The following is a 23,397-nucleotide window of genomic DNA, read 5'->3' as shown; positions in this document are numbered from 1 at the left end:
ATGAGGTATAAAATGAAAAAGATTCTTTTGATGATTTTTTTAAGTGTATCAATAATTTTTTCACAGCAAGAGAGTTTAACTGGTTTATTAAAAGTTGACTCTAAAATTTCTTTTGATAATTCTTTTAAGCAAGAATTGAAAACAGGGGACAACAGTTTAAATAAAAAATCTCCTTTGCTTGGTGCTGTGTTATCATTTGCAGTTCCGGGTGTGGGACAGTTTTATTCAAAAAGTTACATTAAAAGTGCAATTTTTATTGCTATTGAAGCAACAGCAATTACTGTTGGATTAATTTATGATAAAAAAGGTGATGACCAGACAGATTATTTCCAGAGATTTGCCAATGAACACTGGAATGTCAAAAGATATGCTTTGTGGACAATTACTAATGCTACAAAAATTAATCCGCAGGTTAATCCTAATGATTTCAGAATTTTTAATTCAGATGGTTCGGTAAACTGGAAAGAGCTTAATCGTCTCGAAAATGCAATTGGCGGTTATTATTCTCATCATCTTGCTCCATTTGGTGACCAGCAATATTATGAAATGATTGGTAAATATCCTCAATTTAATGTTGGCTGGGATGATTTTGGTGATGAACATACTCCTTTCAATTATGGCGACCCGCTTACTCCAAATTTTCTTTATTACTCACATGAGCGCGGTAAAGCAAATGATTTTTATAATATTGCATATAAAGCAGTTTTAATAATTATTACCAATCATATAATAAGTGCAGTAGATGCAGCATGGAGCACAAGCAGATATAATAGAAAATTGCAGATGTCTGCTCAATTGAAAAAAGATGAAATTGGTTTTAGAACAATTTATTATCCTCAATTAAATTTGCAATACACATTTTAAGAAGTTATATGAAAGAACCTGTAGTTGTTATAGTTGGCAGACCAAATGTTGGCAAATCAACATTATTCAACAGATTGACAAAGACTAAAAAGTCGATTGTTGATGATATTGCTGGAGTTACAAGAGATAGAATTTATGGTGATGTTGAATGGAACGGTAAACATTTTAGATTAATCGATACAGGCGGATTTGTACCTGATTCTGAAGACCTTTTTGAATCAGCAATCCGTGAGCAAATCAAAATCGCTCTTGAAGAATCTGATGCAATTCTTTTCGTGGTTGATGGTAAAAGTGGTTTGACACCACTTGATAGAGAAATAGCCAATATGATTCGTAAGACAACCAAACCATATTATTTACTTGTAAATAAAGCTGATGCACCTGAGATGACATCACGTAAAAATGATTTTTATTCTCTTGGAATTGAAAAGATTTATGATATCTCAGCTTTAAATGGAAGAAATCTTGGCGATTTTCTGGATGATTTACAAAGTCATTTAACATTTCCTAAAGAAAAAGAAGAAACAGATTATAGATTGCGTCTTGCAATTATTGGCAAGCCAAATGTTGGTAAATCTTCTCTTGTTAATGCTTTGCTTGGCTATGATAGAACAATTGTAACTGATATTCCAGGAACTACAAGAGACAGCATTGATTCTATACTGAAATATTATGGAGAAGAAATTGTTCTTGTAGATACTGCAGGATTGAGAAGGAAATCAAAAATTAAAGAGAACGTAGAATTTTTTGCCAATGTTAGAACTTACAGAGCATTGTGGGACTGTGATGTTGCTGTTCTTCTTCTTGATGCAGAACTTGGTCTGGAAAATCAAGACCAGAGAATAATTCAAGAAGCTGTTAGAAGAAGAAAAGGATTAATTATTGCAATTAATAAATGGGATTTAATAGAAAAAGATGTTAATACAGCTAAGAGATACGAAGATGCAATTAAAGCAAAAATGAAGACAGTTGATTATGTTCCCATCATTACAATCTCGGCCTTGACAAAACAAAGAATTTATAAACTTATTGACCTGGCTAAAAAAATTCATGAAGAAAGAAAGAAAAAAATTCCGACAAATCAATTAAATGAAATACTGCTTCCAGAAATTCTTAAAACTCCTCCGCCGGCTACTCCAACAGGAAAAGAAATAAAAATAAAATACATAACTCAGGTAGGCGAACATTATCCCATCTTCTTATTTTTTGCCAATCAGCATAAATACATACCCGAATCATATAAGAGATTTCTTGAAAGATTAATTCGTCAACACTTTGGTTTTGAAGGGGTACCGATGACAATATCATTTAAGGAAAAGTAAATTTTTCTAAATGATTAATGCGCAGATGGTTCTTTTCGTTGCATGATTTTTTATTGTACTACTTAATCATTACAAGCAGCATTTTAGATTGAATAATACTTTTTAATCCATGAGGAATGTTTGAAGGCATAATAATAAATTCACCGGATTTTAAATTATAAGGATTACCTCCAATTGTAATTTCCATTTCTCCTTCTACAACATAAACAAATGCCTCATATGGTGAAGTATGCTCGCTTAAAGATTCATCTTTGTCAAATGCAAAGAGTGTTATATTGCCATTAGATTTTTTTATAATTTGTTTGCTTACAATCGCATTGTTCTGATATTCTATAGCATCATTTATATTTTCATGTTTAATGTTGTCAGACATAATTTTATCCTTAATTTATTTATCCCAAATTATTAATTAGAATAAAGCAAATTTGTCAGATGCTTGTAGCCTATTTTTAAGTAACTGTTAAAGTTTTCAATTGCTATACATTAGAAATAATGAAAATATAAATTCTCGTTACTCCTTATAAAATATAGCGTAAGATGCTTTCAATAAATTTTATTACACAAATGGGGATTATATCTTACAACACAAAGCACTGTATTAATGATTATTTTAGTTTTTTAATCGAAGCAAACGCTTCGATTTACAATTTTTTTAACACCGTAATTCTCAATATTTTTCAGCAATGCAAAGTCTAATAAATAAATCGGGTTTATAATTAGTGTTTATGATTATTATGCAAATCATTAACCTCTTTATCATTGAAAATATTTTCTACATAATGAATGAAATGAACATAAGCAGCAACAAATTCTCTTCCAGATTTAACATCATTTACATCATAATTTTTCTTGGACTGAAGGTTGTTAAATAATTCTTTTACTTTAGAATGATAATTCTTATCCAGATGGCTCAAAATGTTTTCAACTGTTCCTTTTTCAATTGCTATATCCGCTGCTTCTATACCTTCTGCTGGAAGATAACCCGCAGATTTTAGTCCAGTGTATGGCTCGTCTTCTCCCATCCGGTGAACTCTTACAACAGTTTCAAAGAAATACATATCAGCTAGTTCTTTTGCTTCTGAACTCAGTGTTCTTACTTTAATCACTTTATCGAACATTGCTTTAATTTCTGGTTCATCTTCTGCTCTAACCCAGATAAGAACATAATTGATGTTGCCGGTTTCAAGAGATTTCTTTGCTGCTTTAACAACCGGACCTTCCATTGAATCGCAATGAGCCGAAGCTGTGCTAATAAATATGAAAATGAATGATGCTAAAAATAACACAGCTGAAAATTTTAATTTCGATGTCATAATTACACTCATTAGTTAATTTTTAAGATTAACTCTAATCAAATATAGATTCTTTAATAGATTAAATCTTTGACTTAAGTCAGAACTATTTTGATTTATTTAAAAGAGATGAGTATTTCAGAAAGAGCAACTGCGTTATTATGTTCTATTTCTTTTGAAGAAAAAAGAAGTGTGATGGTACCTTTTTCCTTTTCTAATTTTTTTATTTGTTCGAGTAGTTCTTGTTTCTCTTTTAATTCTTCATGATATTTTTCTTTGAATGTATTCCACTTTTTCGAATCATGATTATACCATTTTCTTAATTCATTGCTTGGTGCAATTTCTTTAAGCCACAAATCAATTTTAGATTTTTCTTTTGTTAAACCTCTTGACCATAATCTATCTACAAGGATTCTAAATCCATCATTTTTAGATGGTTTTTCATAAACGCGTTTTACTTTTATCATGATATTTATCTTGTATTTGTCAGAATATTTTATCAGATGTTAAAATTACGGCTCCAGCTTTTTCCATTTCAGTAAATGCATTTTCAACATCACCTTCGTGTTGATAAATTCCTTCTATTCCATCTCTGATTACATAAGTCTTAAAACCATTTTTTAAAGCATCTAATACTGTTTGCTTTACACAATATTCTGCAGTCAATCCAGTAACAAAAAGCTCATCAATATTATTTGATTTTAGAAATTCAGTAAGATTTTCATTAGTTGCTTCAAAAGCAGAATAACCATCATCTTTATTACCGGTGCCTTTTAAGAATATTTTGTGAATTTTTTCTGAATTTAATTCTTTTGGAATTTCGGCTCCATAAGTTCCTTGAACGCAATGCACAGGCCATTTTTCAAAGTGAATAGTATTTTCTGGATGCCAATCTTTTGATGCTAATACAAAATCAAATTTGTCCATAATTTTGTTTAGAACTGGAATAATAATATTCCCTTTTGGAGTTGGCAGTGCCCCATTTGGGAGGAAATCATTTTGTAAATCAACTATGAATAATGCTTTCATCTATAATCCTCCTTGTCTTTATTCATGACTAATTTATCTCTTAGTTCCATTAATTTTTGACTGATGCCTACTTTATAAATATGCGGGTATTCAAATCGTTTGTGTTCTACCGGGAGTTGAGAAAATCTAAATTGTAAATATTCTGAAATTTCTTTTATTGATTTATGTTTTAAAATTACTTCACCGTTTTCAAAAACCTTTGAAATGATTAATTCTTTTTTAAGATTTTTAACTGAACATTTTTTATTGGGACTATGGGGATGAAAAATCATATCAATTTCGTTATCAACTTCCTCTTCAAGAATGATTGCATCAGCATAAAATTTTTCTTCTCCATTAAAATATCTTATAATTTTTTTCTTTCCAGGTAGTGTTACTTTTGCTAAGTCTTCAGATAATTTTATGGTTGGTTTATTATCTACATAAGTTATTTTATATACTCCATCAAGAGCGGCATCTTTTTGCCCGGTAATTAAGCTTGTTCCTACACCAAATGCATCAATTGGCGCCCCTTGTTCAATAAGACTTTTAATTAAATATTCATCGAGCTGATTTGAAGCAATAATTTTAACATAGTTCAAGCCAGCATCATTTAGCATTTTTCTTGCTTTTTTAGAAAGATAAGCTAAATCACCACTATCTAATCTAATTGCAGAAAGTTTATATCCTTTTTGTTCTAGTTCTTTGGCAACGATTATTGCATTTGGAACACCACTTTTTAATGTGTCGTATGTATCTACAAGTAAAACACAATTGTTTGGATATAGCTCGGCAAACTTTCTAAAAGCAGTAAGTTCGTTATCAAAACTTTGAATCCACGAATGTGCTAATGTTCCAGTTGGTGTTAAATCATATAAAAAGGCACTCAGTACATTAGAAGTGCCATCAATGCCACCAATTATAGCTGCTCTGCTTGCATAAATAGCAGCGAAACCTTGAGCACGTCTTAATCCGAAATCTACCAGCTTTCTTTCTTTTGCAGAAAATCTTAATCTGCGAGCTTTGGTAGCAATGAGTGATTCAAAATTAATTACATTCAATAGTATAGATTCGAGCAGTTGAGTTTCAATTATGTTCCCTTCAACTCTGATAATGGGTTCATATGGGAAAACTATTTCTCCTTCTGAAACGGAATAAATTTTTCCAGTGAATTTAAAATTTTTTAGGTAGTCTAGAAATTCACTTTTGAATCCTTGCTTTCTTAGATAATCGATTGAACTTTTGCTATATGTGAAATTGACAATTAATTCAAGAAGGTCCTCAAGCCCGGCAAAAATTGTATATCCGGAATTAAAGGGATTGTTCCTAAAAAAATAATCGAAGTTCGCTTGAAGGTTTCCTCTTCCGCTCAAAAAATAACCTTGAGCCATTGTTAGTTCGTAGTAATCGAGATATAACCCTAAATTGTCTATCATATTGTTCATAATAAATTATTTTTATTAAAAATATAAAATCAAGAAAATAATTTCATTATATGCATAATCAAAACTTTTTTCTGGAAATAGATTTTTATGTAAATTAAAGTTAATCCTATTTATTGAGCAAAGTGAAAGTAAATAAACATTTTTGATCAAAAAAGAACGATTTATCAATTGAAACGCTAATTAATTACCTGACTGTAATTATATTTTTAGCAATAAGTTATATATGTCTCCCATTGCATTTGGTATTTACACACAGTCTCTTTTTAAGAGAGGGATAAAGGGAGAGTTCTCTATAATGATTGAATTACGGCAAAGTCTAAAAGCGAAGAATATCTTTGAAATGAAGAATTGGTTTTAAGATTCTTCGTTATCCGCCTAAGGGAGACTACTCAGAATGACTAAAAAAGTAAAAATCATTTAAATGATGGAATCATTCTAAATGATTAAAGAAAAACATAGAAAAAATTCAGAGCGAAGAGATTGTGGAATAGTTGTAAAACGAAATTTATTTCGCTAAAAATATTGTGAATGTATTTTTTAAATAAACAAGATAAAGCTTGTATTACAATTTGTATTTTCACACAGCCTTTTTTAAGAGAAAGGGCAGGGGAGGAGTTCATTTATCTTATAAAGATTTTTTACACATTGCCAGAAGTCATTCTTTATCATCAAATAATCAATATTTATATTTTCTTAATTGCATCCATTGGACAAACAACAATACAATTAATTCTATTAAATCCAGAACACTCATCACATAGTTCAGTTACAATAAAAAAATGTTCTTCAGAAATGGGATTATGCAATAAACCATTTAATACATAGTTTTTACCAGGTTCATAAATTGCTTTTGCTGGACATTCAACAGCACAGGCTCTGCAATTGATACAATCTTCTGTTATTATCATTGACATTAAAACTTTTCTCCTTTAGCTTCACGAGTGTGACTTCCAACAGGTCTTATTCTTCCCCACATTGAATAGAAAAATAAAATCATTGCAATTATTTGTAGTACAGAACTAAATGCAATCAGATAAGGAATTAAATCTGAAAAGAAAAAATTTGCTGCAACTTGAAAAATAAATCTCGATGCTGTTCCGACAGTCATTACCCAGTATGATGCAAGAATCACATCAGGATTATATCTTTTGTCATCTTTATCTGCCCGGGGGAAAAACCAAAGCGCAACTCCCATTATCATCATCATTACAGAACCAACAAGAATTAAATGAGTATGAGCAGAAATTAATTCCTGACTATAACCAATCTTAAAAATGTATTTTGAAATTGACATATAAAGTCCGCTCAAAATTCCGATGATTAAAAAAATCACACTTGTTTTAATGAAATATCTTACAGTACTGAACATAATTTCCTCACATACCTAATTGTTGTTTTGCCTCGTCAGACATTTTATCCGGTGTCCACATTGGTTCCCAAACGAGATAAACATTAACAGTTCTATCAGGAATTGTCAATGAAACAATTCGCTGAACCCAATCAGTAATACTTCCATGCATTGGACAACCTGGGGTTGTTAATGTCATCGTTATATCAACCGATTGTTCTGTAATAGAAATATCATAGACTAAACCGAGATCAACAATATTGATTCCTATCTCTGGATCAATAACTGTTCTTAAAATATCGAGCACCTGTTCTTTTGTAATTTCTTTTATTATCATAAATCAACTCCTGAAAACTTTATACATATTAAATGAGAAAGCCGCTGAACTAATGAAGAGTAAACTAAAGCCAAATAGAAGAATCAAATTAATTTGAAATAAAAGTGCAATGACAGTAAAAACAATCCCACATAACATCAGATAAAAATTGTACTCAGCTAATTTTTCGCTGAACATATCTTTTAACATTGGAACTTTTACAGCTCCAACTTTACTACTGTACTTATGATACCAAACGAGGAACGGAACAATTTTATACATTTGACCAACTATTAATGTTGAGATGTAAGCAACAATAATCATAAAACCATAAATCAAGGTCAGATTTGTAACACTTTCATAATCAAAAAACAGAAAAGAAAATCCAAGCAGTGTCGATATACCAAGCATTGTAAAAGCAATGATAGAAAATCTCAAACCTATATCAAGTTTTTTTCTAATTCTTTTTTTGAATATGATATAAATCTGTATAAGATAAAGAATCAATCCATTAAAAATTGCAGTACCAAAAATCAAAATATAAATTCCTGTATCGGGATAATGCATAATCCAATTAATTCCAAGTAAACCAAAGTTAATCAGTCCGAAAGCCCATTTTGCTAATTCGAGTTTATAACCGTGAGATAATGTAAACATTGGAATCAATTTAAAACTTACACCCATTACAACCATTGTGACCCAGCCAATAAAAGCTACATTTGCATGCAATTTCAGATATTGTAAATGATCAATTTTTATATATGGATGATCAAGATTCATTGCTAATAGAATTCCAGCAATTGCAGTAATAATCAACCAAAAAATTGCAGATGCAAGAAAAGTCCCGGTCAAGTTCCAGCTTTTTACTTTTGTCATTGATGCAATAATGTTAAGTGCGAAAATGAACATTGCAAGATTTAAGAAAATTGCTGGTAGTGTGAAAGATAAACTCGAACCAAAATGCCAGAACTTATAAACTAATCCAACTATGCCAGCCAAATAAATCCAGAATTGAATTTCAGCAAGAAGGGCACTGAAAAGTTTTACTTCCAGAACAACAGGAACTAATTGAAACATTGCACCAAAAATTATCATCGTTATAAATCCAAGTGTTGCAATGTGTGTAATTGAAAGAATCTTTGGTTGAAAATGATGGCCGTTTATATCCTGATAATTTATTAGCAACATAAAATTCATCAAGACAAAGGAAACAATAGCTGCAACAAAATATTTTGCAACGATTCTGAATGGCGGCGAATATGAACTCGCTATTGAAGTCGATTGATTCATACAATCTTATTCTTCTTTTTGAAAAATCACAACTTTGTAATAATTCTCTTCCATTTTATTTGCAATTGCTTTAAATCCTCTTTCTTCAAGTTTGGGATAAAGCATCATTGGTTCACGATGATGATGAACAAGCAAAACAGTTTTATCATCAACATCAGCAAGTTTTTCTAAGATTTTCATCATTGGTTCAGGTGGAGGAAGTTCGCGAACATCGAGCTCAATTATTTTTTCATAATTAGATAAATTTATTTCAGTCTTTTGTTCTGTTTCTAAATTTTTTTGCGTTGTTCCACTTTTGAAAAAGTAAACTTTAAAAGCATCATCAATTTTTTCTGTCCAGTGATTAAATCCTTTATTTCCAAGAACAGTATAAAGTGGAATAGGTTCAAATGAGTTTATTATTAAAAGTACTTCATCATCTTTCAGATTTTTTACTTTGCTCATTATATCAAGAAAAGGGTCTTTCCCAGAATTAATAATCGGTCTAACATCAAGTTGAATTATTTTCTCTTGCGGGACTGAATATAAGTGTTCAGGTTTTCCCATAATTGTTGGTCCCATTTCTTCTTTCAGTGTTTCGTTATTAAAACAAACTTCTTTATTAATCGCTTTATTTAATTCGAATAAAAGTTTATTTAACTCGACTCCGGCAATTGAAGCAGCTTGCCGAACAGTTACTCTGCTCGCTAATGATTTTCTCAATAATTTATTCTGCAACTTTCTAAAATGAGGACTAACTTTCATGAATACATCAATAGTTTCAGGATACTTTGAAAGCACCTCTGATATTTTCATCTCCTTAGTTATCATAATATAAGATATTTATAGTTTATAAATATTTACTCGCCAAACTCCCGGTCCTTTTTCTACATATTCCCATTTGAACTGATTAGGTCTTTCAGCATTAAACTGATAATATAATGGCATTGGGTCGTGGTCATTTATTAATTGAAATCCTTCACCACTTTTAAGTGCATCAAAAGTAGCAAAAATTGTTGGATGTTTTTCTCTAACAGGGACTGGACGAATATCAAGTTCTTTCATTAAAATTCTTCCTTTATTTTTTTAATACAAATTTATTGTTAGTTCATTTTGATTTCTTTGACTTAAGTCAGATTTGGTATTTATTTTTGAGAATAGTATTGGCAGGAAAGAAAGAGATTATTTTGCTAAATCTTTTAATCGTTTGATATCACTTATAAAGATAATTTTTCCGTTGACTCTGATAATTCCTTCATCTTGAAGTTTCTTAAAAGCGCGAGATAAGGTTTCTGTAACTGTTCCAAGGTATGAAGCAATTGTTGATTTAGGTGCAGTAAGTTTTATGAATGGCTCAGGTAAGTTTTCTGTCTTAGCTGCCTTTATTTCTTTAAGTAAGTATTTAGCAAGACGGTTAGGGACTTCTTTTAATGAGATATCTGTAAGTTGATTTACTAATGATTTTAATCTTTTTGCAAATCCAGCAAGCATTTTCAGTGCTATATCAGGCTCATTTCGTATTAATTCAAGAAAGTTATCTTTTGGAATAAAAATAGCTAAACTTTCTTCAATTGCTTCTGCACTGACTGGATAATTTGTACCTTCAAATAGTGGTATATCCGCAAAAATATTAAATGGTTTAATAATGTGGATTACAAGTTCATTTCCATCAGCAGTACTTTTAAATACTTTAACCAATCCTTTCAATAAAATAAAGAATCCTTTATATGCATCTCCTTCCATAAAAAGGATTGAATGCTTTGGATATCTTTCTAATTTAGAAATTGACATAATCATTCTTAACTGTTCAATGCTAAGTTCGGAAAAGATAGGAATATTTTTAAGGGTATCTGCTGATTCTATATAATTGCTTTGCATTTGTTATTTTACTTTTTTACTTAATATAAAATTATTGAAAATAAAAAGTAATATGAGAAAATAAAGTTCCAATCATTACAATACGAATTATCGTGCAAAGTTTATTTAAGAAATACACTTTTTGGTAACTTATAAGATATTCTCTTATTTAATTTAAGAGAAAAGTTTTTATAGCATCACAAGTGATTATTCTTTCTATTTTATATGAATTACTTTTAATAGTTTTTCTTTGATTGATTAATTTTAATCTCTTAGAAAAATCATTCGAAAAATGGTTATATTTTAGTCAAAATTATTATAAATGATATTGAATAGAGCAAAAAACATAATAGTTGTTGGTGGAAATGCTGCCGGTCCAGCAGCTGCAGCAAAAGCAAAAAGAACTTCTCCTGATTCCAATGTAATAATGTTTGAAGCAGGAGAATTCATTTCAACTGGAACATGTGAACTGCCATATGTCCTATCAAATGAAATTAATGATTGGAAAGAAATTGTATTTTATAATCAGGATACTTTTGAAAAGGAAAAAGGTGTTAAAGTTTATCTAAATCATTTTGTTGAAAAAATTGATAGAAAGAAAAAAACTATTACAGTTCTTAATAAAATTTCAAATCAAAGATATGAACAACCGTATGACAGGTTGATACTTGCCACAGGTTCTATTTCGAAATTTCTTCCTGATTTATCTAAAAATCTAAAAAATGTTTTTACTCTGAAAAATGTAAAAGATTATTTATCAATTAAAAGTTACTTGGAAAAAAATAATGTCAGGAAAGTTTTAATTGTTGGAGCTGGCTATATTGGACTTGAAGCAGCGGAATCATTTAAAACGCTTGGTTATGAAGTCACAATACTTGAAAAAGAAAACTTGCCGATGCCAGCAGCAGATATAGAAATTTCTCACTTAATTAAAGAAATTCTTCAAGAAAATAAAATCGAATTTCTCGGTGATGCAGTTGATGTTAAATTCAAAAGTGAAAATGATAAGTTCAAATCTATTCAATATAAAGGCTGGCAATTTGAGTTTGACATGGCTTTATTAGCAATTGGTTTTGTGCCAAATAACTTTTTGGCTGCATCTTCATCTCTGCAAATTGGAAGATTTGGTGGACTCAAAGTTGACCAAAAACTGAGAACCTCGGATTATAATATTTTTGCCGCCGGTGATAATATCGAAGTAAAAAATAAAATAACAGGAAAAGATGATTATATCCCTCTTGCAACAATAGCACATAATTATGGCCATATTGCCGGAGAAAATGCCGCAGGTGGAAATGTTTATGCAAAACCCGTAATTAAAAATGCTGCTGTAAAAATTTTTGATAATTATCTTTCTTATGTTGGAATTAATTCAAAAGAAGCGCATGATAACAAATATAATTTTACATCTGTTACAGCAACTGCTAATAATATAATTAAAGTAATGCCACATTCAAGAAAAGTTTTTGGTAAAATATTATTCGAAAAATATTCTCAAAGAATTCTTGGGGCATTCTTCCTTGGCGACAGAGAAGTTGCTGGTTATGCAGATTTGATTTCGTCATTTATTCAGAATAACATAAAAATAAGTGAACTATCCAACATTCAATTTAACTATACCCCTCCTCTTTCACCATTTATCAATTTATTATCTATCCTTGGAAGAAAAATTAATAAGGAATAAGTATGAATAATTTAATTATTGTTGATAATCCACTTGTTAAAAGAGATGTTTCAATTTTAAGAGATAAGAATACTCAACCTGCAGAATTCAGATATGCTTTAAGTCGTATTTCTTTTTCTCTTGCAATTGAGATATCAAAAAATTTTGAACTGGAAGAATATGAAGTAGAAACTCCATTAGAAAAAACTAAAGGTTACAGATTAAAATATCCTGTAGTTTTAATACCAGTTTTGAGAGCAGGGTTAAGTATGGTTGATTCATTTTTAAAGATGATACCGGAAGCAAAAGTTGGACATATTGGACTTCAGCGTGACGAGAGAACTTTAAAGCCAATTGATTATTATTATAAAACTCCAAACAATCTTGATGAATCAATTACAATTTTACTAGACCCAATGCTTGCGACAGGTGGAAGTGCTGTTGCGTCATTTAATTATTTGAAAAAAAATAAGGCTGGAAAATGTATCTTAGCTTGCTTAATTTCTGCTCCAGAAGGAATAGAAAAAATGAATAATGAACATCCTGAAATATTAATTTATACTGCAGCACTTGACCGCAAACTAAATAATAATGGTTACATATTGCCAGGTTTGGGTGATGCAGGAGATAGAACTTTTGGAACTTTTTAATGAACTTCATGGATTGGTGATTGTATAATGAGTGGAATTTAAAAATAATTTATTATGGAAACTGCAGTAAGAATCAAACATCAACGAATGCTAAATGAATTGCTAACTGTTTGCAAAGAAAATCTGCGTCTGGTAAATGAAGAATTGATACGTAAAGCATTTCAATTCAGTTATGAGTGTCATAAAAATGATTTTCGCGCTTCGGGGGAACCTTACTTTTATCATCCATACGAAGTTGCAATGATTGTAGCCCGTGAAATTCCTCTGGACGATGTCTCTGTGGTAAGTGCTTTATTGCATGATGTAGTAGAAGACTCGGATACAAAACTTGAATTTATTGAAAAAGAATTTGGTAAGGATATAGCAGAAATAGTTGATGGTGTTACAAAGATGGGAGGACTGTTCAAGGATCAAGAAATTCTAAAAACTGAAGACCAGAGGAAAGCAGAAAATTATCGAAAATTGCTCTTATCTATGATTAAAGATGTTCGTGTAATTATTGTAAAGTTTGCCGATAGACTTCATAATATGAGAACACTTGAATTTGTTTCTCCACAAAAACAAAGAAGAATTGCAAAAGAAACTCAAGAAATATATGCTCCTCTTGCGCATAGATTTGGTCTTGGTGCTATTAAGTGGGAATTGGAGGATCTTGCATTCAAATATCTAAATCGCGAAGCATATGACAGCTTAGCAAAAAAAATTAATGATACAAGAAAAGAACGGGAAGCTTTTATCGGTAAGGTGATTAAACCTATCGAAGAAAAATTAAAACAAGAAAATTTAGTTTTTGAAATTAGTGGCCGTCCTAAACATCTTTACAGTATTTACAGAAAAATGATTAAACAAAATTTACCATTTGAACAAATTTATGATATTCTTGCAATAAGGATTATTCTTGAAACAGAAGATAAAAATCAATGCTATCTTGCTCTTGGAATTGTAACTGAATTATTCAAACCAATTCCTGATAGATTTAAAGATTTTATTTCTGTACCAAAGAAAAATAATTATCAGTCACTCCATACAACAGTTATCGGACCGGAAGGAAGATTGGTAGAAATTCAAATAAGAACCAGAAAGATGCATGAAATTGCTGAAAAAGGTGTTGCTGCTCACTGGAAATACAAAGAAGAAATTACAACAACAGACAAAGAACTTGAAGAATGGGTCAGCTGGGTAAGAGATATTTTTGAAAATGCATCTAAAGATGAAGCAACGAAAGAAATATTACAGAGTTTCAAACTGAATTTATATCAGGATGAAATTTATGTTTTTACTCCAAAAGGTGAACTGAAACGTCTTCCTGTTAATTCGACTCCAGTTGATTTTGCTTATGAGATTCATAGCAATATTGGTGACCAATGTATAGGAGCAAAGGTTAATGGAAAGATTGTTCCATTAGATACAAAGCTTCACAGCGGTGATATGGTTGAAATTATTACTTCTAAGAATCAACATCCAAATAAAAGCTGGCTACAGTTTGTTCAAACGCAAAAAGCAAGAAATCATATAAGAAAATATTTAAATAAAGAAGAAGAAAAATTAGTTGAAGCAGGCAAAGAATTATTCGAAAAAAAATCAAAGAAATTGAACCAGACATTCACACCTGATGAGATTGTAAAAATTTCACGCAAATTAAAATTTGATAACATTAGAAGTTTTTACAAAGCTGTTGCAGAAAATAAAGTTAATCTTGATGAAGTACTCAAACCAATAGAAGAACAGGAGCAAAAGCAATCAATTGAATTACCTTTTGATAAATTTGCAGACATTGCAAGATTTACAGCTGGCGGAGTAGTAGTTGAAGGTGAACAAAAAGGTTTAGCAATTAGTTATGCTAAATGTTGCAATCCAATTCCAGGAGATCCAATAATTGGTTATGTAACAATAGGGGAAGGAATAAAAATTCACAGAAAAAATTGCAAGAATTTAATTGATAAACTTCAAGCAGGTGATGAAAGATTGGTGCCTGTAACTTGGCCTAAAGCAGATGGTGCTTACTTTATTGCGGGATTAATTATTAAAGGGGAGGATGTACCTGGAATTCTTAAAGATATTTCAAATTGCATTACAAATTATGATAATACGAATATTAAATCAGTCAACATGAGTGCAGAAGATTCTATTTTTAAAGGAACAATAACCGTTTATGTAAAAGATTTGGACCACTTAAATAAACTTATTGATAGGCTTAAAAAAATAAATGGGGTTTATTCTGTTGAAAGATTTGATTCCCATAAACATTAAACAAAAGATAAATTTATGAATCAACAAAATGAAGCAAGAATTTTGGCAATTGATTATGGTGAAAAAAGAATAGGTTTAGCCATTACAGACCCACTAAATATTTTTGCATATCCTCTTATAACAATTGAGAATAATAAAAATTTGTGGACAGAATTAGAGAAGATTATTCGAAATTACAATGTAAAAAAAATAATTCTGGGTAATCCACTTAAAGAAAGCGGAGCAGAATCACGAATATTTCCATTGATAAAAAAATTCAAAGAGGAAGTTGAAAAAAAATTTCAGTTGTCCGTAGAATTAGTCGATGAAAGATATTCTTCTATAATTGCAAAAAAAAGAATTGTAGAATCAGTATCATCAAGAAAGAAAAGAAGAGAGAAAGGATTGCTCGATAAAAATTCTGCTGCAGTTCTTCTGGAAGATTATTTACGAGAGATTTCAATAGCAAATAAATGAAATTGACATTTTTAACTATAAAAACTATTTTGAAACAGAAAAATTAATCAATATTGGGAGCAAACTTATGACACTTGATGCACTCGGAATGATCGAAACCAAAGGATTGGTCGGGGCAATTGAAGCCGCCGATGCAATGGTTAAAGCAGCAAAAGTAGAATTAATCGGTAAAGAAACAATCGGTGGTGGATATGTTACTGTTATGGTTCGAGGTGATGTTGGAGCTGTAAAAGCTGCAACTGATGCCGGTGCCGCAGCAGCTCAACGTGTTGGTGAATTGGTTTCGGTTCATGTTATTCCACGCCCTCATTCTGATGTCGAATTGATTCTGCCAAAACGTCCCAAATAATTAAATTATGGACTTAGCACTAGGATTAATTGAAACAAAAGGATTAATTGGTGCTATCGAAGCTGCTGATGCAATGGTCAAAACTGCTAATGTAAAATTAGTTAGTAAAGAAAAAATATCCGCAGGATTGGTAACTGTTAAAATTGTTGGTGAAGTAGCAGCGGTTCAAGCAGCAGTAGAAGCAGGTGCAGCAGCCGCTCAGCGTGTAAGCCAGTTAATTTCTGCTCATGTTATTCCTCGCCCTGATGACCAGCTTGAAGATATTATTTATTCTTTTAACAAATTAGATTCTTCTGAACAAAAAAGTAATACAACAGAAGAAGTTTTTAGTAATCCTACATTATTTGACCAAGAAGATTCTGCTGAAGAAATTCACAGAATTAAGAAAAAAAAGAAAGAAACTGAGAATGAAGAAGCTAAGTCCAGACTTGAAGAATTAAAAAAAGAAGCTGTTGAAGAATTATCAAGAACAGAATCTGAAAATGAAATAAAAATGACAACTGTAAAAGAAGTTCCATCAGAAGAAGAACTTTCAAAACTTAATGTTCATAAATTACGTCATCTTGCACGTAGCTATGAAAATTTTCCGATAAAAGGGAGAGAAATTTCCCGCGCAAATAGAGAAGAACTCATTGCATATTTTAATCAAATCAGATAATGAATTTCTAAAAGGCAAAACTATTATTAACTCCACAATAGTGGAGTTTTTTTTATATTTAGTGTATGAAGAATAAAATTATTCCAATAACATTTATAATAATATTTTCATTAATACTCTGGGGTTCTGTTACTCTTTCAGAATATTATGTCGAAATCATTACTGTGCCAGTTGAATTAATAGATTTGCCACAAAATTATTCTCCGAACTATATATCCGATCCAGAAATTACCTTGAAAGTAAAAGCTAAAGGATGGGAATTGGCAAAATTGATTTTAACAGGGGAACATTCATTCTATGTTTCTGCTCATCATAGAATCGGAAAATTTAGAGTTGATTTGAGAAATGAAATTGAGAATAATCTCTGGCTTACTTCTGCTTTTAATGTTCTTGAAATATCCCCTCCAATTTTTGAATATGAAATCGATAAGACAGTTACAAAAAAAGTTTCTATAAAGCCTAATATTAAAATTAATTTTGCAGAGAATTATGATTTGGTTTCAGATTTTGTGTTGACTCCAAGCGAAGTTGAAATATCAGGTCCTGCAAGCATTTTGCAAAATATAAATTATATTGAAACAGATTCTGTTGTTTTTAATAATGTTAATGAGAAAATTGTACATGAAATTAATTTGAAGAGTATTAATGGTGTAAATTTTTCAATAAATAAATGCAAAATTGAGTTTGATGTTCAAAAAATAGTAGAAAGAGCTTTTGATGATTTATTTGTTGAAATTAGAAATGTGCCTCCTTCAAAAGAATTAAATCTTTATCCCGGTAAAGTTAGTGTAATTTTAAGGGGTGGAATTAATCGTCTTGGCAAACTTACTAACGACAGCATTAAAGTTTATGTCGATTACTGGGAAGCTATTCGAAGTGAAGAAAATATGATTGAACCGGTTATCGAAATCCCAGAATTCACTAAATTGCTTGATGTAAAACCAAAAAAACTTGAATTCGTAATTAAACAATACTAAATATGTTTATAACATTTGAAGGATTAGATTTTTGCGGTAAATCCACTCAGGTTAAACTTTTAGAAAATTACTTAAAAGAAAAAAATAAAAATGTAATTGTAATTCGAGAACCTGGTGGAACCGCTATCTCTGAACAAATAAGGAAAATATTACTTGATAGAATTAATGATAGCATGAAAAATGAAACAGAGTTGTTGTTATTTGCAGCAAGTCGTGCACAACTGGTTCATGAAATCATTTTGCCATATCTTCAGAAAAAATATTATGTAATATCAGATAGATTTCATGATTCATCTATTGCTTATCAGGCTTTTGGAAGAAATTTACAACTCGAATTTGTTATACAGCTTCAGAAATTTGTAATCGGCAATGCTATTCCTGATATTACTTTTTTTATTGATATTCCTGTAGAAGAAGTATTAAATAGAATGTCAAAAGTAAAAAATATTGAGCTTGATAGAATTGAAACATCTCCCGATGGGATTACTTTACGAAAAATTCAGTTCTATGAAAGAGTAAGAAATGGTTATCTTTATCTTTGTGAAAGAGAAAGTAGAATAAAAAAAATTGATGGACTTCTTTCAATAGAAGAAATTCATAATATAATAATTAAATATTTAGAAAGTGTTAAATGATTTGAAGGTAAATAACTATGAACCGAAGTAAAATATTTTTTGCAATAGCATTTATTTTAATCTTTTCTGGCTTCATCAGACATGATTCAGATTTTTATTTCGAAATAAATAAAAGCATAGATATTTTTGGAAGAGTATACAAAGAAGTAGCTCTTAATTATGTTGACCCAATTGATCCTGAAGAATTTATGCTTGCCGGAATTTCCGGAATGCTTGAATCATTAGACCCATATACAAATTTTATTGATGACAGCCATCAAAAAGATATTGATATAATAACAAAAGGGAAATATGGCGGAATTGGTGCAACTGTTGGTTTAAGAAATGAAAATGTTACAATTGTTGATTTAATTGAAGGATATTCAGCTCAAAGACAGGGATTAAGAATTGGAGATATAATTATTAAAGTAGATGATACTCCGGTTACAAAAGAAAATTATGAATCTCTTAGTAATCTGTTAAAAGGAGAACCTGGAACGAGTGTTAAAATTACTATTAGGCGAGAAGGAGTTAATGAAGACTTAACTTTTAATTTGATACGTGAAGAAATTGAAATAAAAAATTTATCATTCTATGGATTTATCCCGGAAAATTCGAATAATGTTTATCTAAAATTAAGTGGATTTTCAAGAGCTGCAGGAGATGAAGTAAAGAAAGCTCTCCTTGAATTAAAATCACAAAGAAAAATTGAATCGATAATTTTAGACTTGAGAGGAAATCCAGGTGGTTTGCTTGATGCAGCAATTGATGTTTGTGAAAAATTTTTGCCAAAAGGTCAGTTAATTGTTACTGTTAAAGGAAGAGATAGTTCAAACGTCAAAAAGTATTTTTCTCAGGAAGAGCCAATTGCATCATCTCCAAGACTTGCAGTATTAATTGACGAAGGTTCGGCTTCAGCATCAGAAATTGTAGCAGGTGCAGTTCAGGACCATGACAGAGCTGTAATTGTTGGAACAAATTCATTTGGTAAAGGATTGGTTCAGACAGTTATTCCGCTTTCATTTAATACATCATTAAAAATTACTACAGCTCGTTACTATACTCCAAGCGGGAGATGTATTCAGAAAATTAATTACTCGGATAAAAATAAAGTTTTGCAAAAAAGCTCAACTCAAGAACAAACAGAATTTCAAACTGATAACAGAAGAAAAGTGCTTTCAGCCGGGGGCATTACACCAGATTCAATTGTGAATAATAAATCAAAATCAATATTAATCCAGAGATTACTTGCCGATGGTATGTTTTTCAAATTTGCTACTTATCTTTATAATAATAATTCATCAATGAATCTCAATGAAATTTCTGATAATTATTTGTTAAAAGAATTTAAGAATTATGTTGAAAAACAGAGTTTTCAATTTGTATCACCTACTGAAAAATTAATTGAACAATTAAAGCAATTAGCTAAAGATGAAAATCTTGGCGAAAAATTTATCGAACAACTTGAAAATGCTAAACATCAAATTGCAGAAAATAATTCTAAAGAAATCGATAAATTCAAAGATGAAATTATAAGTTTGATAAAAGAAGAATTAGCAGCAAGAACTATAGGAAGAATAGGAAGAATTTTAGAATCATTAAAACACGATAATCAATTTGAAACGGCATTATCAATTTTGAATAATCCTAAAATCTATAATAAATTTTTGAGTGCAAATGTTCATTAATATATTACTTCTTTTTTTAATTTCGGTAATTGCAGGATTATTGGGCTCCCTTGTTGGAATTGGTGGTGGAATAATAATCGTTCCAGCTTTAACTCTAATTTATAAAGTACCAATCCACAATGCAATTGCTGCAAGTTTAATATCTGTAATTGCTACTTCAATAGCCGGTGCACATAAATATGTTGAACAGGAAATTACAAATATTAAATTAGGAATGTTTCTTGAAGTTTTTACAACACTCGGTGCATTAATGGGAGCTTTGTTAGCTTTAATTTTACATGGCTGGATTTTAAGCGTGATATTTGGGTTGCTTGTATTTTCAATGGCTGTTTATTCCTATTTAACGCGTTCGAATGATGACTTAAATGAATTTAATTCAGAACTTAATCCTGAAAAAAAACTTGAAAATATAATTGGAATTAAAGATTCATACTACGATGCTGCTCTGAAGAAAAGAATTGATTATGCTGTGCACAATCCTCTAAGTGGAAGTTTTGTTTCATTACTTGCAGGTATTGGTTCAGGTTTACTTGGAATTGGCGGTGGAATAATCAAAGTATCAGCTATGAACAGTTTAATGAAAGTGCCTATGAAAGTTTCTGTGGCTACAAGCAAATTTATGATAGGGGTGACAGCTGCAGCAAGTGCTACACTTTATTTTTTAAGCGGTTCTGTTGACCCTCATTATGTTGCACCAGTCGCACTTGGAACAATTGCTGGGGCTACATTTGGAAGCAGCATAATGAATAGATTCAAAAGTAAAATTATAAAATTGATTTTTACAGCAATTGCTGGTTATCTTTCAATAAGAATGATATTAAAGGGTTTATCTGACGGATTAAACATAAATATATTTTAAGGTTAATATTTGTGGAAAAAGTTAATTTAAATAAAACTGTATCAAGCATACTTGCAGTTGGTATTTATACAACAATATTTTTTTATGTCATTGGTATTATTCTTTTACTCATCAAACATGAAGACTTCACCGTTTTTAACCAAAGTACGTTTAATAATGTAAATGACTTTATCCAGAAAATTTTCAAACTCGAACCGGAACCATTTTTATATATTGGAACAATTGTTTTAATATTAACACCGATTCTAAGAGTATTTATTTCGGTTTTCTTTTTTTATAAAAATCACGATAAAAAATTTTTTTACATAACATTAATAGTCTCAGCAATTTTAGTAATAAGTATTTTAATGGGTATGATTCTTTCAATAAAATTATGATAGGAGGATAAGTATTTGAAATCATTTAAAATGTTAATAAGTGTCAATCCACAGTATTCAAAATGTCCGTCATGTAAAGCTACTTTATCGTTACATAGCTCAAGAGCAAGGAATATGCGTGAACAAATTATTAAAAGGATAACATTTTTTAAGATTTATAGATGTAAAGAATGCGGCTGGCGCGGGTACAGAGCAACTTATACAATTACAAAAGATTCTTTTAAGGCGTTGTTTCTTTATGGTTTGATAATTTTTTTGTCAGCATATCTTATTCGATTTATAATCTTAAAGTTCGTCCCAAAATAATTATAGACTATATGAATGTTTTTGACTGAATATCATCCTTTTTGATAATTCAGAAATTGAATTGTAATCTTTGAGATAATGAATTTTAATTCGTTGTTTATTTCTTATTAACCAGTTCAAGGCAATTTTCATCCTTTCTAAATCCTTTTGTGTTACTTCATCGAAAAGATTTTTAACTCCTTCAAAATAATCTTCAAGTTTTTCATCAAAATAACATTTTTCTTCAATGAAAAAATTTTTTATATAAATTTTGCCTTCAAGCAAAAGCAGGTAATCATTATTTCGTATTCCATAAATTTCAATTAACACTTTTGCTTTGTTGATTGGTTCTGCAAGAATCGAGGCTTTATTTAATTGATTGAATATTGAGTTGATTATATCTCTTGTTGCAGCAGCTTCTTCATATTTTTTTTGTTCACTATATTCTTTCATTTTCTTTAAGAGTCTATCAACAACTGATTGATTATGACCTTTTAAGAATTCGTTTACCAGATTTAGTTCGTTATCATACTTTTCTTTTACATTTTCAACGCAAGGAGCCAGACATCTTTCAATATCACTTAAGTAACATTTTTTCTTTTTATTAAATTCTTTATCACTGCATTCTCTAATGAGAAATGTTTTGTCAATTATATCTTTAATTGAATTTGCTGTTTCTCTGTTTGGATAAGGGCCATAATAATCGTTGCCATCAAAATCAAATGAGGTAACTACTTCAACATATGGATATTTATGATTATTATTTACTCTTATAAAATAATTGCTGGAATATTTTTTTAACAATGTATTAAGCTTTGGATTATGTTGCTTGATTAATTCTGCTTCTGCAAGTAAAGCAGTCAATTCAGTATTTGTTTTTTGGAAATCAATACGATGAGCTTTTCTTACAATTTCCTTTGTTTTGCGCGTAGTGTTATTCAAAAAATAATTGCTTATTCTTTGCTTTAGAGATTTTGCTTTGCCTATGTAAATAATTTCGTCTTTTGAATTTTTGAAAAAATAAACTCCAGGAGAATCTGGAATCGAAGATAAATCATCTGCCAATTTCTTTTTAATTAATTTGAATGGTTTTAATGATGGAATATTTTGAAAATTAATAATATCAGCTACAGTTTCAGCATTATGTTCATTGCGCAGATATGAAAACATTTTAATAAATATTTTTGCTGTTGCCATTGCATCTCCCAATCCTTGATGTATTCCCCGATGTCGTATTTTAAAAAATCTTGTTAAACTGCCTAAAGATTTACTTGGAAGTTCGGGAAATAATCTTTTTGCTAATTTTAAAGTGCATATGGCTGGATTGGGAGGAATCTCAAGATTTGCACTTAAACATTCTTGTCTAAGGAATGAGTAGTCAAAATTAAGATGATGAGCAACTAAAACTGAATCACCAATAAATTCTATAATTCTCGGATATAAATCTTCAAAATAGGGAGCATCTGTTACATCAGAATTTGTTATTCCAGTTAATAATGTAATTGAATATGGAATTTGTCGACCTGGGTTTATGAAAGATTGAAAAGTATCTACAATTTTTCCTTTATGAATCTTAACAATTCCGATTTCGATTACTTTATCAAACTTGGCAGTAGTTCCAGTGGTTTCAAAATCAAAAACACAATACTCTGCATTCTCAAATTGGATTTCTTTTAATTCCATATCCTCTGTTTTTTATTATGACAAATTTAATAAACAGACAATAATTAAAATGGGGAATAATCGGCACTCATTAAATCAATATTAGCATTTAATTAAAAATATTTAGGTAATATTCTTGAGAAAAAATTTTTAATTGAATCATAATCATTTCGTAATTCTTTCTATTT

Annotated in this window: 27 protein-coding genes; 14 read left to right on the top strand and 13 right to left on the bottom strand. The window is 30.2% G+C overall.

What is annotated here, in order from left to right; all coding sequences use genetic code 11:
- Positions 1-12: 12 nt before the first annotated feature.
- Both VJY32_RS10600 and der read left to right on the top strand, forming a co-directional pair.
- Positions 13-864, top strand: a complete 852-nt coding sequence (locus tag VJY32_RS10600) for a hypothetical protein (RefSeq protein ID WP_353677890.1) — start codon at positions 13-15, stop codon at positions 862-864.
- Positions 865-872: 8 nt separating this feature from the next.
- Positions 873-2,186, top strand: a complete 1,314-nt coding sequence (gene der / locus VJY32_RS10595; protein WP_353677889.1) for a ribosome biogenesis GTPase Der — start codon at positions 873-875, stop codon at positions 2,184-2,186.
- A gap of 58 nt (positions 2,187-2,244) precedes the next feature.
- On the opposite strand, the gene VJY32_RS10590 is transcribed toward der, so the two are convergent.
- The 12 genes from VJY32_RS10590 to VJY32_RS10535 all read right to left on the bottom strand — a co-directional run bounded on the left by VJY32_RS10590 (position 2,245) and on the right by VJY32_RS10535 (position 10,742).
- Positions 2,245-2,559 (bottom strand): cupin domain-containing protein, encoded by a 315-nt coding sequence (locus VJY32_RS10590; RefSeq protein ID WP_353677888.1) that lies wholly within the window; start codon positions 2,557-2,559, stop codon positions 2,245-2,247.
- A 343-nt stretch (positions 2,560-2,902) separates the two neighbouring features.
- Positions 2,903-3,499: a DUF6448 family protein gene (locus VJY32_RS10585; protein ID WP_353677887.1), complete on the bottom strand. Its 597-nt coding sequence runs from the start codon at positions 3,497-3,499 to the stop codon at positions 2,903-2,905.
- 95 nt (positions 3,500-3,594) lie between these two features.
- Positions 3,595-3,945 carry a DUF488 domain-containing protein gene (locus VJY32_RS10580; RefSeq protein ID WP_353677886.1) on the bottom strand — a complete coding sequence of 117 codons (351 nt, stop codon included), beginning with the start codon at positions 3,943-3,945 and terminating at the stop codon, positions 3,595-3,597.
- Positions 3,946-3,964: 19 nt separating this feature from the next.
- Positions 3,965-4,507: an isochorismatase family protein gene (locus tag VJY32_RS10575; RefSeq protein ID WP_353677885.1), complete on the bottom strand. Its 543-nt coding sequence runs from the start codon at positions 4,505-4,507 to the stop codon at positions 3,965-3,967.
- Positions 4,504-5,922: a nicotinate phosphoribosyltransferase gene (locus VJY32_RS10570; RefSeq protein ID WP_353677884.1), complete on the bottom strand. Its 1,419-nt coding sequence runs from the start codon at positions 5,920-5,922 to the stop codon at positions 4,504-4,506. The genes VJY32_RS10575 and VJY32_RS10570 overlap by 4 nt, the downstream gene beginning before the upstream one ends.
- Before the next feature lie 692 nt (positions 5,923-6,614).
- On the bottom strand, positions 6,615-6,845 hold the full coding sequence (locus tag VJY32_RS10565) for a 4Fe-4S dicluster domain-containing protein (protein WP_353677883.1): 231 nt from the start codon (positions 6,843-6,845) through the stop codon (positions 6,615-6,617).
- Positions 6,845-7,300: a cbb3-type cytochrome c oxidase subunit I gene (locus tag VJY32_RS10560; RefSeq protein WP_353677882.1), complete on the bottom strand. Its 456-nt coding sequence runs from the start codon at positions 7,298-7,300 to the stop codon at positions 6,845-6,847. The genes VJY32_RS10565 and VJY32_RS10560 overlap by 1 nt, the downstream gene beginning before the upstream one ends.
- A gap of 7 nt (positions 7,301-7,307) precedes the next feature.
- Positions 7,308-7,616 carry a metal-sulfur cluster assembly factor gene (locus tag VJY32_RS10555; protein WP_353677881.1) on the bottom strand — a complete coding sequence of 103 codons (309 nt, stop codon included), beginning with the start codon at positions 7,614-7,616 and terminating at the stop codon, positions 7,308-7,310.
- 3 nt (positions 7,617-7,619) lie between these two features.
- Positions 7,620-8,885: a hypothetical protein gene (locus VJY32_RS10550; RefSeq protein WP_353677880.1), complete on the bottom strand. Its 1,266-nt coding sequence runs from the start codon at positions 8,883-8,885 to the stop codon at positions 7,620-7,622.
- Between the two features lie 6 nt (positions 8,886-8,891).
- Positions 8,892-9,680 (bottom strand): DUF2249 domain-containing protein, encoded by a 789-nt coding sequence (locus tag VJY32_RS10545; RefSeq protein ID WP_353677879.1) that lies wholly within the window; start codon positions 9,678-9,680, stop codon positions 8,892-8,894.
- 27 nt (positions 9,681-9,707) lie between these two features.
- On the bottom strand, positions 9,708-9,929 hold the full coding sequence (locus tag VJY32_RS10540; protein ID WP_353677878.1) for a DUF2249 domain-containing protein: 222 nt from the start codon (positions 9,927-9,929) through the stop codon (positions 9,708-9,710).
- 117 nt (positions 9,930-10,046) lie between these two features.
- Positions 10,047-10,742 carry a Crp/Fnr family transcriptional regulator gene (locus VJY32_RS10535; protein ID WP_353677877.1) on the bottom strand — a complete coding sequence of 232 codons (696 nt, stop codon included), beginning with the start codon at positions 10,740-10,742 and terminating at the stop codon, positions 10,047-10,049.
- Between the two features lie 301 nt (positions 10,743-11,043).
- On the opposite strand from VJY32_RS10535, the gene VJY32_RS10530 reads away from it, so the two are divergent.
- From VJY32_RS10530 to VJY32_RS10475, 12 genes are all read left to right on the top strand, one after another.
- Complete coding sequence (locus tag VJY32_RS10530; protein ID WP_353677876.1) at positions 11,044-12,405, top strand: FAD-dependent oxidoreductase; 1,362 nt, start codon at positions 11,044-11,046, stop codon at positions 12,403-12,405.
- A gap of 2 nt (positions 12,406-12,407) precedes the next feature.
- Entirely contained in the window at positions 12,408-13,034 is a 627-nt protein-coding gene (upp, locus tag VJY32_RS10525) for a uracil phosphoribosyltransferase (protein ID WP_353677875.1), read from the top strand.
- A gap of 54 nt (positions 13,035-13,088) precedes the next feature.
- Positions 13,089-15,284: a RelA/SpoT family protein gene (locus VJY32_RS10520; RefSeq protein WP_353677874.1), complete on the top strand. Its 2,196-nt coding sequence runs from the start codon at positions 13,089-13,091 to the stop codon at positions 15,282-15,284.
- Between the two features lie 15 nt (positions 15,285-15,299).
- The gene (gene ruvX, locus VJY32_RS10515; protein WP_353677873.1) at positions 15,300-15,740 is read left to right on the top strand and encodes a Holliday junction resolvase RuvX; all 441 of its coding nucleotides are present in this window, start codon (positions 15,300-15,302) and stop codon (positions 15,738-15,740) included.
- Positions 15,741-15,807: 67 nt separating this feature from the next.
- Positions 15,808-16,089: an ethanolamine utilization microcompartment protein EutM gene (gene eutM, locus VJY32_RS10510; RefSeq protein WP_353677872.1), complete on the top strand. Its 282-nt coding sequence runs from the start codon at positions 15,808-15,810 to the stop codon at positions 16,087-16,089.
- A 7-nt stretch (positions 16,090-16,096) separates the two neighbouring features.
- Positions 16,097-16,747, top strand: coding sequence for a BMC domain-containing protein (locus VJY32_RS10505; protein WP_353677871.1), 651 nt, complete (start codon positions 16,097-16,099; stop codon positions 16,745-16,747).
- Between the two features lie 65 nt (positions 16,748-16,812).
- Positions 16,813-17,724, top strand: coding sequence for a CdaR family protein (locus VJY32_RS10500; protein ID WP_353677870.1), 912 nt, complete (start codon positions 16,813-16,815; stop codon positions 17,722-17,724).
- Between the two features lie 2 nt (positions 17,725-17,726).
- A complete protein-coding gene (gene tmk, locus VJY32_RS10495; protein ID WP_353677869.1) occupies positions 17,727-18,359 on the top strand; it encodes a dTMP kinase in 633 nt (210 codons plus the stop codon).
- A 17-nt stretch (positions 18,360-18,376) separates the two neighbouring features.
- Entirely contained in the window at positions 18,377-20,026 is a 1,650-nt protein-coding gene (locus VJY32_RS10490) for a S41 family peptidase (protein WP_353677868.1), read from the top strand.
- Entirely contained in the window at positions 20,016-20,885 is an 870-nt protein-coding gene (locus VJY32_RS10485) for a sulfite exporter TauE/SafE family protein (protein WP_353677867.1), read from the top strand. The genes VJY32_RS10490 and VJY32_RS10485 overlap by 11 nt, the downstream gene beginning before the upstream one ends.
- A gap of 11 nt (positions 20,886-20,896) precedes the next feature.
- Entirely contained in the window at positions 20,897-21,262 is a 366-nt protein-coding gene (locus VJY32_RS10480) for a DUF1634 domain-containing protein (RefSeq protein ID WP_353677866.1), read from the top strand.
- Between the two features lie 15 nt (positions 21,263-21,277).
- The gene (locus VJY32_RS10475; RefSeq protein WP_353677865.1) at positions 21,278-21,568 is read left to right on the top strand and encodes a hypothetical protein; all 291 of its coding nucleotides are present in this window, start codon (positions 21,278-21,280) and stop codon (positions 21,566-21,568) included.
- Here the strand turns inward: VJY32_RS10475 and VJY32_RS10470 are convergent, their stop codons facing one another.
- Positions 21,569-23,230 (bottom strand): exonuclease domain-containing protein, encoded by a 1,662-nt coding sequence (locus VJY32_RS10470; protein ID WP_353677864.1) that lies wholly within the window; start codon positions 23,228-23,230, stop codon positions 21,569-21,571. It abuts the gene before it with no gap.
- Positions 23,231-23,397 lie beyond the last annotated feature (167 nt).

The organism is Rosettibacter primus (assembly GCF_036860675.1).
Classification (GTDB): Bacteria; Bacteroidota; Ignavibacteria; order Ignavibacteriales; family Melioribacteraceae; genus Rosettibacter; species Rosettibacter primus.
Note: the sequence above shows the minus strand (reverse complement) of the source record. Positions and strands in the feature narration are given on the sequence as shown.